This is a genomic window from Streptomyces sp. NPDC016562 (genome assembly GCF_043076955.1).
Taxonomy (GTDB): Bacteria; Actinomycetota; Actinomycetes; order Streptomycetales; family Streptomycetaceae; genus Streptomyces.
In genome coordinates, this window is sequence record NZ_JBIBRZ010000002.1 from 337,985 (window position 1) to 352,237 (window position 14,253).

General features: G+C 70.5%; 12 protein-coding genes. 5 read left to right on the forward strand and 7 right to left on the reverse strand.

All coding sequences use genetic code 11. From position 1 onward, the window contains the following. Positions 1-20: 20 nt before the first annotated feature. The gene (locus tag ACF059_RS09420) at positions 21-1,472 is read right to left on the reverse strand and encodes a cytochrome P450 (RefSeq protein WP_392053760.1); all 1,452 of its coding nucleotides are present in this window, start codon (positions 1,470-1,472) and stop codon (positions 21-23) included. A gap of 116 nt (positions 1,473-1,588) precedes the next feature. Beyond that, positions 1,589-2,179 (reverse strand): excalibur calcium-binding domain-containing protein, encoded by a 591-nt coding sequence (locus tag ACF059_RS09425; RefSeq protein ID WP_392053763.1) that lies wholly within the window; start codon positions 2,177-2,179, stop codon positions 1,589-1,591. Between the two features lie 207 nt (positions 2,180-2,386). Between ACF059_RS09425 and ACF059_RS09430 the strand changes: the two genes are divergently transcribed. After that, positions 2,387-2,713 carry a GYD domain-containing protein gene (locus ACF059_RS09430; protein ID WP_392053766.1) on the forward strand — a complete coding sequence of 109 codons (327 nt, stop codon included), beginning with the start codon at positions 2,387-2,389 and terminating at the stop codon, positions 2,711-2,713. A 106-nt stretch (positions 2,714-2,819) separates the two neighbouring features. After that, positions 2,820-4,166 (forward strand): lipase family protein, encoded by a 1,347-nt coding sequence (locus tag ACF059_RS09435; RefSeq protein WP_392053769.1) that lies wholly within the window; start codon positions 2,820-2,822, stop codon positions 4,164-4,166. 108 nt (positions 4,167-4,274) lie between these two features. On the opposite strand, the gene rocD is transcribed toward ACF059_RS09435, so the two are convergent. The 5 genes from rocD to ACF059_RS09460 form a co-directional block, all read right to left on the reverse strand. Beyond that, positions 4,275-5,525, reverse strand: coding sequence for an ornithine--oxo-acid transaminase (gene rocD / locus ACF059_RS09440; protein WP_392053772.1), 1,251 nt, complete (start codon positions 5,523-5,525; stop codon positions 4,275-4,277). Further along, positions 5,522-6,337: a dimethylargininase gene (ddaH, locus tag ACF059_RS09445; protein ID WP_392056546.1), complete on the reverse strand. Its 816-nt coding sequence runs from the start codon at positions 6,335-6,337 to the stop codon at positions 5,522-5,524. The genes rocD and ddaH overlap by 4 nt, the downstream gene beginning before the upstream one ends. A 184-nt stretch (positions 6,338-6,521) precedes the next feature. Next, complete coding sequence (locus tag ACF059_RS09450) at positions 6,522-7,028, reverse strand: Lrp/AsnC family transcriptional regulator (RefSeq protein WP_360896337.1); 507 nt, start codon at positions 7,026-7,028, stop codon at positions 6,522-6,524. 87 nt (positions 7,029-7,115) lie between these two features. Then, positions 7,116-7,496 (reverse strand): hypothetical protein, encoded by a 381-nt coding sequence (locus tag ACF059_RS09455; RefSeq protein ID WP_392053775.1) that lies wholly within the window; start codon positions 7,494-7,496, stop codon positions 7,116-7,118. A gap of 180 nt (positions 7,497-7,676) precedes the next feature. After that, positions 7,677-9,206: a helix-turn-helix domain-containing protein gene (locus tag ACF059_RS09460; protein WP_392053778.1), complete on the reverse strand. Its 1,530-nt coding sequence runs from the start codon at positions 9,204-9,206 to the stop codon at positions 7,677-7,679. 230 nt (positions 9,207-9,436) lie between these two features. Between ACF059_RS09460 and ACF059_RS09465 the strand changes: the two genes are divergently transcribed. The 3 genes from ACF059_RS09465 (at position 9,437) to ngcE (ending at position 14,214) form a co-directional block, all read left to right on the forward strand. After that, positions 9,437-9,595: a hypothetical protein gene (locus ACF059_RS09465; RefSeq protein WP_392053781.1), complete on the forward strand. Its 159-nt coding sequence runs from the start codon at positions 9,437-9,439 to the stop codon at positions 9,593-9,595. Between the two features lie 155 nt (positions 9,596-9,750). Continuing rightward, the gene (gene acnA / locus ACF059_RS09470; protein WP_392053784.1) at positions 9,751-12,468 is read left to right on the forward strand and encodes an aconitate hydratase AcnA; all 2,718 of its coding nucleotides are present in this window, start codon (positions 9,751-9,753) and stop codon (positions 12,466-12,468) included. A gap of 315 nt (positions 12,469-12,783) precedes the next feature. Beyond that, on the forward strand, positions 12,784-14,214 hold the full coding sequence (gene ngcE, locus ACF059_RS09475; protein WP_392053786.1) for an N-acetylglucosamine/diacetylchitobiose ABC transporter substrate-binding protein: 1,431 nt from the start codon (positions 12,784-12,786) through the stop codon (positions 14,212-14,214). Positions 14,215-14,253: the final 39 nt, after the last annotated feature.

The window sequence follows — 14,253 nt, forward strand, 5'->3', positions numbered from 1 at the left end:
CCATGATGGCCGGGCGGGCGCTACCCGTCCACGCGACGGACCCGGCAGCGCGCCGTGCCGTCCGTTCGCAGGGTGATTCCGGCGCTGACCGGGACCTCGGTGTCCACGGCCTCGAACTCGTAGGCCCGCAGGACCATCGCCAGCGCGATCACCGACTCCAGCATCGAGAAGTGCTGCCCGATGCAGGCCCGCGGGCCGCCGCCGAAGGGGAACCACGCGTAGCGCGGCCGGCCCGCCTCCGCCTCCGGGGTGAAGCGCTCGGGGTCGAAACGGTCCGGGTCCGGCCAGTGGCGCGGCAGGCGGTGCGTCACCCACGGCGCCACGATCACGTGCGCGCCGGCGGGGACGACGTGCTCGCCGATCCGGGTCTCCGCGACGGCCTTGCGGCCCATGACCGGCGCGGCCGGGTACAGCCGCATGGCCTCCTTGAGCACCTGGGTGAGGTACGGCAGCCGGTCCAGGTCGGCGGCCTCGGGCGTACGGTCGCCCAGCACGCGGGAGATCTCCTCGCGGGCCCGGTCCTGGAGCCCGGGGTGGAGGGCCAGCAGGTGGAGGGCGAAGCAGAGGGAGGTGGCGGTCGTCTCGTGACCGGCGAGCAGGAAGATCAGTACCTGGTCGCGGAGCTCGGAGGCGTCGAACTCCCCGTCGTCCGAGCTCTTGGCCGCGGCGAGCAGCGTGAGCAGGTCCTCACCCGGCTCGCCCGCCTCCGACCCGGCGCCCGCGGCGTCGCGCCGCCCGGCGATGATCTCGTCGCACGCCCCGTAGAGCTCGTCCAGCGCTGCGGCCGCCCGCTTGTTGCCCGGGGTCGGCCAGCTGCGCGGGATGTTGGCGGGGGAGTAGCCGCGGCGCAGCACGTACTCGGTCAGGACCGGGAAGCACCGGCCCACGACGTCGACGGTGGTCTCGACGTCGGTGCCGAAGAGGATCCGGGCGACCGTGCGCAGGGCGAAGTGCATCATCTCGCCGGACACGTCGACGATGCCGTCGGGAGCCTGCGCCCACCGGTCGATGACCGTCTGGGTCTCGGCGGCGACGGCGCCGGCGTAACCGTCCACCCGGCGCCGGGTGAACAGCGGCTGGATCAGCCGGCGCTGGCGCAGGTAGTCCTCGTCCTGGCTGGTCAGCAGCCCGTTGCCGAAGGAATCCCGGAGCTCCTGGTAGAAGGGGTTGTCCTTGCGGAAGTTGGCCGCCTCGGTGGCGAGCACCTGCTGGGCGCCCTGCGGGGAGAACACGCAGTACAACTCGGCGCGCAAACCGGGCGGGCCGGCCGTGATCCGCACGAGGTCGCCGTGCTGGTGCTGGGCGCGCAGGTAGGTGCCGAGCGAGTCGGTCTTCATGTCGAAGAGCGACCCGAGCAGGGGCTTGCCCGCGAGCACGGGCACCTCGGCGCCCGCCCCGGTCCCCGTCCCCGTCCCCGCAGTCGCATCCGTACCGGTACCCGCACCGGTATCCGTCGTCGTCCCTGACCCCATGACTGCCCCCTCGTCCCATCCCGTAGGCCTGATTCTGCCGGGCCGCCCCCACCGCTGGCGAGGGCCCCCAGTCGATCAGACCGAAAAACGCGCGCCCAACTGGCCCCCCAGCTGCACTACTTGTCGCAGGCGACGCCGTCCTTGTCCCGGTCGAGCGCGTCGCGATAGCCGGGCTGACCGCGCCGGATCGGCGCCGCCCCGGCGGCCTTGGCCGCGTCGCAGTTCTTGTAGTAGACGCCGGCGCCACCGCCGCTGGACGGGGTCGGCTCGGCCGTCGGGGACGCGGAGGGGCGCGAGGCGGCGCCGGCCTTCTCCGGGCAGGGCGTACCGGGCGCGACCAGCGAGACCTCGACGGCGCTCGTGGCCGTCACGGCCGCACCTGCGGCCGGGGTCTGGAAGCAGACCGCCCATGCGCCGTGGTCGGCCGCCAACGGCACGTCGCCGTACGCGCTGCGTGCCTCGACCGGTGTACTGGTCAGCTTCTTGACGCTCGCCCCGGCGTCGGTGAACCTCTGCCCGACGAGCGCCGGCATCACGAGCTGCGCCGCCGCTGTGGTCGCCGGGGCGGGGGCCGAGACGGCGCCCCCGCCGGGTGTGCCGGAACCCTTCCCGGCATCCGGCTTCCCTCCGGAGCCCCCGCACCCGGCCCCGAGCAGCATGAACGACGCCATGACGGCTGCGACGGTGATTCCCTGACGGTGGAACATGCGTGGCCCCCCAGATCGAGACGAGAACGCCGCAGCCTACGGGTGTCGCCCCGCCGCGGCTGACGTTCTTTCACATCAGCTTCCCGCCGTCCCTGCGAGGCGGACCGCGCCGGTGATCCGACCCGGCCGTCCGGGGGACTCCGGGCCGGGTCCGGCGCGTTTTCCGCCGTGCCGGGGCATCTCTTGGCGGGACGAAAGGGAGACACGATGCCGCTCTACCTATCGAGGTTCAGCTACACACCCGAGACCTGGGCGAGGCTGATCGGCCACCCCGAGGACCGTACGAAGGCAGCTCGGGCGTACATCGAGTCCGTCGGCGGGAAGCTCCACGGCTTCTGGTACGCCTTCGGCACGCACGACGGCTACAACCTCTGGGAGGCCCCCGACAACGTGTCCATGGCGGCGGTCGCCCTGGCGATCAGCAGCGGCGGCGCGCTCAGCTCGTTCGAGACGACGGTCCTGCTGACCGTCGACGAGACCCTGGAGGCCCTGCGCCAGGTCGAAGGGGTCAAGTACAGGCCGCCGGGGGCCTGAGGACGCCGCCACTTCCGAGGCCCACGACCTATCCGCAGAGCATTACCTCCGGTAACTTACCGCCCGGTAGACACGTGATCCAGTTCACTCACGCACCGGGGGAACCATGAACCGAAGGGCCGTCGGCCTGCTGGCCGCCGTCGTCGCCGCCGCCCTCACCGTCGCCGCGGCGCCGGCGGCCACGGCCGCACCCGTTGCGGGCGCGGAGGCGCTCACCACGCCCTCCGACCCGTTCTACCGCTACGACGGCAGCAGGCCGCTGTCCGAGTACCGGCCCGGCGACGTGCTGAAGCAGCGCACCCTGGACTACCACGTCCTCGGCATCCCCACACCGGTGAAGGCCGTCCAGCTCCTCTACCGCTCGACCGACGCCCGGGGCCGGCCCTCGGCCAACGTGACCACGGTCGTGCGCAGTCACCTGGGCGACGGCAGCAAGGCCGTGTCGTACCAGTCGTTCTACGACTCCCTCGACCCGGAGGACGGCCCCTCGCGGGCCATCGCCGGTGGCCTCTCCCTCGGCGGCGTCATCCCGCACGCCGAGGCCCTCGTCATGGGCCCGCTGCTGCTCAAGGGCTATGACCTGGTCATCCCCGACACCGAGGGCCAGAGCGCCGAATTCGCCGCCGGCCCCGCCTACGGGACCAACACGCTCGACTCGATCCGGGCGAGCACCCGGGCCGAGGGGACCGGCCTGCACGCCGGCACCCGGTTCGGCCTGTTCGGCTACTCCGGCGGGGCCATCGCCACCAACTGGGCGGCGGCCCTGGCCCCCCGGTACGCGCCCGAGGTGAACCGGCAGCTCGTCGGCTTCGCAGAGGGCGGCCTGCTCGTCGCCCCGGCGCACAACCTCCGGTACGTCGACGGCTCCCTGGTGTGGAACGGGGTCATCCCCATGGCGCTCATCGGCCTCGCCCGCTCGTACGGCATCGACATCCAGCCGTACCTCAGCAACCAGGGCCTCAAGGTCCTCGGCGAGCTGGAACACGGCTCGATCACCGACGCGCTGGGCCACTACCCGGGGATGACCTGGAAAGACCTGGTGAAGCCGGAGTACAAGGACCCGAACTCCATCTCCGCCTTCGTCGAGGCGGTCAACGAGGTCAACATGGGCCAGGCCGCCACACCGACCGTCCCAGGCTTCATCGGACAGGGGAACGCGGGCTGGCTGGAGGGCACGTTCGCCTCCCCGCAAGGCATCGGCGCGGGCGACGCCGTCATGGTCGCCGGCGACGTACGGGCGCTGGCGCGGCAGTACTGCGCCACCGGCAACAGGGCGATCACCTACGAGCAGTACGACCTGCTCAGCCACAACGGCGCCATGCCCTACTGGGCGCCGCGCGCGATGGCCTGGCTCGACGCACGCTTCGCGGGCAGGACCGCCCCCACCAGCTGCGGCCTGATCCCCGCGGGCAACTCGCTGGAGCCGGAGCGCCCGGTCGTCGTGGCGAACTGAAGCGACCCGCCCGCCTCGCTGCCGCCATGAGCGGACCCGTCGACCGCAGCAGCGCGGCCCCGCGACGCTCGCGGGACCGCGCTGCTGTCGGCCAGGTGCCGGGGAAGGCTACGACAGGACCCCCTTCAGGGCCTCCAGCGCGAACCGCAGCTCGTCCTCCGTGATGGTCAGCGGCGGCGCCAGCCGGATCGTGGACCCGTGGGTGTCCTTGACCAGCACGCCTGCGGCGAGGAGCCGCTCGCTGATCTGCCTACCCGTGCCGAGCGCGGGGTCGATGTCCACCCCCGCCCACAGGCCCCGCGACCGGTAGGCCGTGACCCCCGAGCCGACGAGCGCGGCCAGGCCGCCGTCCAGCACCTCGCCCAGCTCGGCGGCACGCCGCTGGAACTCGCCGGTGGCCAGCAGGTCGAGGACCGACGAACCGACCGCCGCCGACAGCGGGTTGCCGCCGAACGTCGAACCGTGCTCACCGGGCCGGAGCACCGAGAGCACCTCGCGGCGGGCGACCACGGCCGAGACGGGCACGATGCCGCCGCCCAGGGCCTTGCCCAGGAGCAGCACGTCCGGCACCACCGACTCGTGGTCGACGGCCAGGGTGCGGCCCGTGCGCCCCAGGCCCGACTGGATCTCGTCGGCGATGAAGAGGCACCCCGCGCGCCGGGTCAGCTCCCGCACACCGGTGAGGTAGCCCTCGTCGGGGATGACGACGCCGGCCTCGCCCTGGATGGGCTCGATCAGCACGGCCGCCGTCGTCTCGTCCACGGCGGCTTCCAGCGCGGCCAGGTCGTTGTACGGGACGACGCGGAAGCCGGGGGTGAACGGTCCGAAGCCGCCGCGGGCCGTCTCGTCCGTGGAGAAGCTCACGATCGTCGTGGTGCGGCCGTGGAAGTTGCCGTCGGCGACGACGATCGTCGCCCGGTCCGGCGCGACGCCCTTGACCTCGTACGCCCACTTGCGGGCCACCTTGACGGCGCTCTCCACGGCCTCGGCCCCGGTGTTCATCGGCAGGACCATGTCCAGGCCGGTCAGCTCGGCCAGCCGCTCGGCGAAACCGGCCAGCCGGTCGCTGTGGAAGGCCCGCGAGGTGAGCGTGACCTCGTCGAGCTGGCGGTGCGCGGCTTCGACGAGGACGGGGTGGCGGTGCCCGAAGTTGAGGGCCGAGTAGCCGGCCAGCATGTCGAGGTAGCGGCGCCCCTCGACGTCCTGCACCCATGAGCCCTCCGCACGGGCGACGACCACGGGCAGCGGGTGGTAGTTGTGCGCGAGGACCGGGCCCTCGGCGTGGATCAGCTCCGCCGACGAACGCGTCTCGGACGCGGAGCGGGGGGCGGTGGGGGTGGTGGCGGCCGTGGTGGTCATGAGCGGATCTCCTGGGTGCAGCACTTGATGCCGCCGCCGGCCTTGCGGAACTCGGACAGGTCGACGGGGACGGGGACGTAGCCCCGGTCGGCGAGCTGGTCGATCAGGGCGGGGGCCTGGGGGGCGATGAAGACGTGGTGGCCGTCGGAGACGGAGTTGAGGCCGAAGGCCAGGGCGTCCTCCTCGGTCGCGATCACCGCGTCCGGGTAGAGCCGGCGCAGGACCTCACGGCTGCCGGGGGAGAAGGCCGCCGGGTAGTAGGCGACGTTCCCGCCACCGGCACCGCCGCCGGCCCCGTCGCCTCCGTCCGCCTCACCGCCGAGGTGGAACAGCGCGGTGTCCAGGTGGTAGAAGCGGGGATCCACCAGGTCGAGGCTGATGACGGGCCGGCCGAAGAACTCCTGCACCTCGCGGTGAGCGGCCCGGCGGGTACGGAATCCGGTGCCCGCCAGCACGTACGCGCCGGCCGGGACGAGGTCGCCCTCGCCCTCGCAGACCGACTCGGAGCGGTGGACCTCGTAGCCGGCCTCCTTGAACCACTGCGCGTACGCCACGGACTCGGGCTGCCGCTCGGGTGCGTGGAAGGACGAGCCGAAGACGCGGCCGTCGACGACGAGCGCCGCGTTCGCCGCGAACACCATGTCGGGCAGGCCGGGCTCCGGGGCGACCGTCTCGACGGTGTGTCCGTGGTCCCGGTAGGTCTCGACCAGGGTCCGCCACTGGTCGCGGGCGAGCTCGCGGTCGACCGGCGTGTCGGTGTCCATCCACGGGTTGATGGCGTAGCGCACCTCGAAGTAGCGGGGCTCGCACATCAGATAGCGCCTGGGGCTCGGGTCGTGGCCGAGCGGGGCACGTGCTACGGGCACAGAGGATTCCTCCGCCTCTACGGTGACGATGGGGGTGTCATCACCGTAGGAAGCGGCCGGTACCCGGGACAAGGATGAAGAGCTGCGCGCACGCGCAGGAATGCTGCGCAGATGAGCCTTCGAAGCAGGTTCACTGCGTCACGACGGCTCCGGCGTCCGGCGCGGCCTCGCTGGCCCCCGCCTCCGGGCTCTCGGGCAGCAGGTGGGAGAGCACCATGTAGCTGATCGTCTTGCGGATGAACGGTTCGCTGCGGATCCGCTCCAGCACCTCTTCGAAGTGCCCGACGTCGGTGGCCCTGACGTGCAGCAGTGCGTCGGCGTCGCCGGTCACCGTCATGGCCGCCACGATCTCCGGGTACTTGCGCGCCACCTCCGAGAGCCGCCTGGGCGGCGCCGCGCTGTCGCAGTACACCTCGATGTACGCCTCCGTGCGCCAGCCGAGGGCCGCAGGACGGACCGTGGCCCGGAACCCCGTGATGACACCGGCCGTGCGCAGCCGGTCGACGCGGCGCTTGACGGCGGTGGCCGACAGGCCGATGGCGGTGCCGATCTCCGCGAAACTCGCGCGGGCGTTCGCGATCAGGGCAGTGATGATCTTCCGGTCGAGCTCGTCGAACGGCGTGGGCTTGGCGGTCATGGTCGGGCGATCTTCTCCTCGTGCCGCCCCGGGAAGGGGTCGTCCGCCCCATCTTGCCGGAGCGTGCCCGTGCCGTAGACCCAACCGTCAACGGCAGGGCCGCCCGGCCCGGTGGACGCGCAGCGCCCACAGCACGAGCGGGACCTGCAGGGGCAGCCGCGCCACGGCCGCCGCCCGCAGCGGCGCGGGCCGGTGCCGCCAGTCGTACGCCATCTTCGCGTTCGCCGGGAACACGGCGACGAACAGCCCGGCCGCGGCCAGCGAGCCCGCCCGCCGCGTGCGCGGGGCGGCGATCGCCGCCCCGACGGCGATCTCCGCGAGCCCGCTCAGATGGGTCCAGGTCCGGGGCGCCCCGGGCAGGCTGCGCGGCACGATGGCGTCGAACTGCCGCGGCACGGCGAAGTGCGCCACACCGGCCCCGATCAGCAGACCACTGAGCACCCGGGCGGAGGTCTGGGCAGCAGGCATGTGTCTCGTCCCCTCGTCGGCGGCCCCACGGACCAGCTCGGGCCGTCACCCTAGTGCAGCCGACGACGCGGCCCTGGAAAAGCCCCGGGAAAAGCCCCCGGGAACGAGACAGCCGCCGCACTCCCGCCCGAGCCGCGTGCGCGCAGATCGGGCAGGCGGCGGCGGCCACCTGACGGTTTCCTAGATGTCGCGGAAGATCTCGATCTGGGCGCCCACCGAGTTGAGGCGCTCGGCCAGTTCCTCGTAGCCGCGGTTGATCACGTAGACGTTGCGCAGTACGGACGTGCCCTCGGCCGCCATCATCGCGAGGAGGACGACCACCGCCGGGCGCAGGGCCGGCGGGCACATCATCTCCGCGGCGCGCCAGCGGGTGGGGCCCTCGACCAGGACGCGGTGGGGGTCCAGGAGTTGGAGGCGGCCGCCGAGGCGGTTCAGGTCGGTCAGGTAGATGGCCCGGTTGTCGTACACCCAGTCGTGGATCAGGGTCTGGCCCTGGGCGACGGCGGCGATGGCCGCGAAGAACGGGACGTTGTCGATGTTCAGCCCGGGGAAGGGCATCGGGTGGATCTTGTCGATCGGGGCTTGGAGCTTCGAGGGGCGGACCGTGAGGTCGACCAGGCGGGTGCGGCCGTTGTCGGCCACGTACTCGGCCGAGCGGTCGTGGTCCAGCCCCATCTCCTCCAGCACCGCGAGCTCGATCTCCATGAACTCGATCGGGACCCGGCGGATCGTCAGCTCCGACTCCGTGACGACCGCGGCGGCGAGCAGGCTCATCGCCTCGACCGGGTCCTCGGAGGGGGAGTAGTCGACGTCCACGTCGATGTTCGGGACGCCGTGGACGGTGAGGGTGGTGGTGCCCACGCCCTCGACCTTCACGCCCAGCGCCTCCAGGAAGAAGCACAGGTCCTGGACCATGTAGTTGGAGGAGGCGTTGCGGATGACGGTGACGCCGTCGTGCCGGGCGGCGGCCAGCAGCGCGTTCTCGGTGACCGTGTCCCCCCGCTCGGTCAGCACGATGGGGCGGTCGGGGGAGACGCCCGTCGCGACCTTCGCGTGGTAGATGCCCTCGGTCGCGGTGATGTCCAGGCCGAAGCGGCGCAGGGCGATCATGTGCGGCTCGATGGTGCGGGTGCCGAGGTCGCAGCCGCCCGCGTACGGGAGGCGGAAGGTCTCCATCCGGTGCAGCAGCGGGCCCAGGAACATGATGATGCTGCGGGTGCGGCGCGCCGCGTCCGCGTCCATGGCCTCCATGTCGAGGCGGGCCGGGGGGACGAGCTCCAGGTCCACGCCGTCGTTGATCCAGCGGCTGCGGACGCCGATCGAGTTCAGCACTTCCAGGAGGCGGTAGACCTCCTCGATGCGGGCCACCCGTCGAAGGACCGTACGGCCCTTGTTGAGCAGCGAGCCGCAGAGCAGGGCGACGCACGCGTTCTTGCTCGTCTTGACGTCGATGGCGCCGGACAGGCGGCGGCCGCCGACCACGCGCAGGTGCATCGGTCCGGCGTAGCCCAGGGAGACGATTTCGCTGTCGAGCGCTTCACCGATTCGGGCGATCATCTCAAGGCTGATGTTCTGGTTGCCGCGCTCGATCCGGTTCACGGCGCTCTGGCTGGTGCCGAGCGCGTCCGCGAGCTGACTCTGTGTCCAGCCCCGGTGCTGCCGGGCGTCACGGATGAGCTTGCCGATGCGTACGAGGTAGTCGTCTGCCATGGGGGCACGGTATCTCAGATATGAGATGACCCATGGGCCAGGTGTGGCATACGGGTGGAGGTGGTGTGGAGAGTTGGCGGGTGTTATGTGCCGTCAGGTCCCATGTGGGCGTTTCTCGGCGGGCTTTCGGGAGGCTTTCGGGTCGACCGCTGCCGCTCCCGCGCGGGCGGCGGGGGACAAAGGACCCGCCCGCTCCCGCCACGCGCCGCGCCCGCGCTCGGGAACCTTCCGTGACCACCGTCACCCCGCCCCCCGAACGGATTGCCGAGCTGGCACTGTCTGACCTGGTCACGCTGATCGAATCCGGGTATGCGGAATCCTCGGGACGGCGCACCGCGCCCGCAGTGCTACAGGTGCGCGCCTCGTCCCCGCCCCCGGACATGTACTAGAGTTATCTCGACATCGAGATATCTGCCGAAGGCGTACCGCAGCCGCCCCCGCTGGTAAGGGTTACCTAACTTAGCCTTACCTTAGCGGATTGGCCAAGGGGCGTGGCGGCAGGATGCGGTAAATACGCGCGAATTCATGCATGAAGGAGACTGTCGTGTCGGCGAACAGCTTCGACGCCCGCAGCACGCTGCAGGTGGGCGACGAGTCGTACGAGATCTTCCGGCTGGACAAGGTGGAGGGCTCCGCCCGCCTCCCCTACAGCCTGAAGGTCCTGCTGGAGAACCTGCTCCGCACCGAGGACGGCGCGAACATCACCGCCGACCACATCCGGTCGCTCGGCAACTGGGACTCGCAGGCCCAGCCCAGCGAGGAGATCCAGTTCACGCCGGCCCGCGTGATCATGCAGGACTTCACCGGCGTCCCCTGCGTCGTGGACCTCGCCACCATGCGTGAGGCCGTGAAGGCCCTCGGCGGCGACCCGGCGAAGATCAACCCGCTCTCGCCCGCCGAGATGGTCATCGACCACTCGGTCATCGCCGACAAGTTCGGCACCGCCGACGCGTTCGCCCAGAACGTGGAGCTGGAGTACGGCCGCAACAAGGAGCGCTACCAGTTCCTGCGCTGGGGCCAGACCGCCTTCGACGACTTCAAGGTCGTCCCCCCGGGCACCGGCATCGTCCACCAGGTCAACATCGAGCACCTGGCCCGCACGGTCATGGTCCGTAACGGCCAGGCGTACCCCGACACCCTCGTCGGCACCGACTCGCACACCACCATGGTCAACGGCCTCGGCGTGCTGGGCTGGGGCGTCGGCGGCATCGAGGCCGAGGCCGCGATGCTCGGCCAGCCGGTCTCCATGCTGATCCCGCGCGTCGTGGGCTTCAAGCTGACCGGCGAGCTGCCCACCGGCACCACCGCCACCGACCTGGTGCTGACCATCACCGAGATGCTGCGCAAGCACGGCGTCGTCGGCAAGTTCGTCGAGTTCTACGGTGAGGGCGTCGCCGCCACCTCGCTGGCGAACCGCGCCACCATCGGCAACATGTCGCCGGAGTTCGGCTCCACCGCCGCGATCTTCCCGATCGACGACGAGACGCTGAAGTACCTGCGCCTGACCGGCCGCGACGCCCAGCAGGTCGCGCTGGTCGAGGCGTACGCCAAGGAGCAGGGCCTGTGGCTGGACCCGGCCGCCGAGCCGGACTTCTCCGAGAAGCTGGAGCTCGACCTCTCCACGGTCGTCCCCTCCATCGCCGGCCCCAAGCGCCCGCAGGACCGCATCGTCCTCGCGAACGCCGCCGAGCAGTTCGCCCTGGACGTGCGCAACTACGTCGACGACGTGGACGAGGCGGGCATCGAGTCCTTCCCGGCCTCCGACGCCCCGGCGAACCACCCGAACGGCGCCCCGTCGAAGCCCACCCCGGTCACCCTGGCCGACGGCACCTCCTTCGAGCTCGACCACGGCGCCGTCACCGTCGCCGCGATCACCTCCTGCACCAACACCTCGAACCCCTACGTCATGGTCGCCGCGGCGCTCGTGGCCAAGAAGGCGGTCGAGAAGGGTCTGACCCGCAAGCCGTGGGTCAAGACCACCCTGGCCCCGGGGTCGAAGGTCGTCACCGACTACTTCGACAAGGCCGGCCTGACCCCGTACCTCGACAAGATGGGCTTCAACCTCGTCGGGTACGGCTGCACCACCTGCATCGGCAACTCCGGTCCGCTGGACGAGGAGATCTCGAAGGCGATCAACGAGCACGACCTCGCGGTCACCTCTGTGCTCTCCGGCAACCGCAACTTCGAGGGCCGGATCAACCCCGACGTCAAGATGAACTACCTGGCGTCCCCGCCGCTGGTCGTCGCGTACGCCATCGCGGGCTCCATGAAGGTGGACATCACCAAGGAGGCCATCGGCACCGACACCGAGGGCAAGCCGGTCTTCCTCAAGGACATCTGGCCCTCCGAGGCCGAGGTCAACGACGTCGTGGCGAACGCCATCGGCGAGGACATGTTCAGCAAGTCCTACCAGGACGTCTTCGCGGGCGACGCCCAGTGGCAGGCGCTGTCGATCCCGACCGGCAACACGTTCGAGTGGGACCCGCAGTCCACTTACGTCCGCAAGCCCCCCTACTTCGAGGGCATGACGATGGAGACCACCCCGGTCTCCGACATCGCCGGCGCCCGCGTGCTGGCGAAGCTGGGCGACTCGGTCACCACCGACCACATCTCCCCGGCCGGTGCGATCAAGGCCGACACCCCGGCCGGCAAGTACCTCACGGAGCACGGCGTCGAGCGCCGCGACTTCAACTCGTACGGTTCCCGCCGCGGCAACCACGAGGTCATGATCCGCGGTACCTTCGCCAACATCCGCCTGCGCAACCAGATCGCGCCGGGCACCGAGGGCGGCTTCACCCGCGACTTCACCGTCGAGGGCGCGCCGGTCTCCTTCATCTACGACGCCTCGCAGAACTACCAGGCCGCCGGCATCCCGCTGGTCATCCTGGCCGGCAAGGAGTACGGCTCCGGCTCGTCCCGCGACTGGGCGGCCAAGGGCACCGCGCTCCTCGGCGTCAAGGCCGTCATCGCCGAGTCCTACGAGCGCATCCACCGCTCGAACCTGATCGGCATGGGCGTCCTGCCCCTGCAGTTCCCCGAGGGCGCCACCGCGGCCTCCCTGGGCCTCACCGGTGAGGAGACCTTCGCCTTCACCGGTGTGGAGGAGCTGAACAACGGCACCACCCCGCGCACCGTCAAGGTGACCACCGACACCGGTGTGGAGTTCGACGCGGTCGTGCGCATCGACACGCCGGGTGAGGCGGACTACTACCGCAACGGCGGCATCATGCAGTACGTCCTGCGCAACCTCATCCGAGGCTAAGGGCGCGCCAAGCGAAGGCATTCTTCGCTTATCGGCACCATAGGGCCGTATCCCCGTTATGGGGGTACGGCCCTTCCGCATTTCGTCCCGGCGGTGCCAGATGACGGACAGGTCTCAACTCGGAAAAGCTGGCGGTCATCCTTGTGCACGATCTTGCTGAGTCGAGCGGAAGTGGACTATACCTGTGCGCGTCCAGGTCGCTCCGCAGGAGGGACCCCGGACCCGGGGGACAGCGGGGGATCTGCGGCGTCGTCCGCAGACACGGCAACTGCCGTGATTTCCCGCCTCCTTCACACTTCTGACGAAGGCGAGGACATGAGCATGGCATCCACCGGTGAGGGCCTCGGCCGCCGTGATCTGATCAAGCGCTCTGCGGCACTCGGCCTGATCACCGTGCCCACGATGGGCTTCCTGTCCGCCTGCGCCTCCGGCGGGGACGAGCCCACGAACGGCCCGTCCAAGGCCGCGACGAGCGCACAGAACCCCTTCGGCGTCGCGAAGGGCAGCCAGCTGGACGTGGTCGTCTTCAAGGGCGGGTTCGGCGACGACTACGCGAAGGCCTGGGAGGCCGCCTTCGACAAGAAGTGGGGCACCACCAGCTCCCACCTCGGCACCCAGGAGATCACCGGAAAGCTCCAGACCCGCTTCAACGGCGGAAATCCGCCGGACGTCGTGGACGACTCCGGCGCCCAGAAGATCAAGCTGGACGTGCTCTTCAAGAGCAACCAGCTCGCCGACCTCACCCCGGTGCTCGACGCCCCGTCGCTCGACGACCCGAGCAAGAAGGTCCGCGACACGCTGATCGCGGGCACCGTCGAACAGGGGACCCAGGGCGGCAAGTTCGTCTCGCTGAACTACGTCTACACCGTCTACGGCTTCTGGTATTCCGGCAAGCTCTTCAAGGAGAAGGGCTGGACCGCGCCCAAGACCTGGGACGAGTTCCTCGGGATCTGCGCGAAGGCCAAGGAAGCCGGCATCGGCGGCCTGGCCCACCAGGGCAAGTACCCGTACTACATCAACGTCGTCATCATGGACCTGATCGCCAAGAAGGGCGGTCTGGACGCCATGAAGGCGATCGACAACCTGGAGCCGAACGCCTTCGAGGGCAGCGCGGCGGCCCTCGCCGCCGTCGAGGCGGTCTACGAGGTGGTCGAGAAGGACCTGCTGCTGCCGGGCACCAACGGCCTGACCCACACGGAGTCCCAGACCGCCTGGAACCAGTACAAGGCGGCCTTCATCCCGTCCGGCTCCTGGCTGGAGAACGAGCAGCTCAAGCAGACGCCCGACGACTTCGACATGCAGTTCCTCCCGGTCCCGCCGCTGGCCGACAGCAAGCTGCCCTTCGAGGCCATCCGGGCCGGCGCCGGCGAGCCCTTCATCGTCCCGGAGAAGGCCGCCAACAAGGCCGGCGGCCTGGAGTTCATCCGTTCGATGCTGTCACGCGAATGGTCCACGCTCTTCGCCCAGCAGGCCAACTCGCTCACCGTGGTCAAGGACGGCGTCGACCCGGGGGTGAAGCTACGGCCGGGAACCCAGTCGGCGGTCACGGCGCTGAAGGCGGCCGGGGAGAACACCTTCAACTACCTTTACCCCGACTGGTACAGCGAGATGGACACGGCGATCCAGGACGCGTCCAATGAGCTGATGGCCAAGCGGATCCCGCCGAAGGAGTGGATCAAGCGGGCCCAGGCCGCGGTGAACAAGGCCGCGCAGGACCCGAACGCCAAGAACAACCGACGCAGCTGACGACGCGCTCCACCGGTCACCGGACAGGATTCCAGGGAC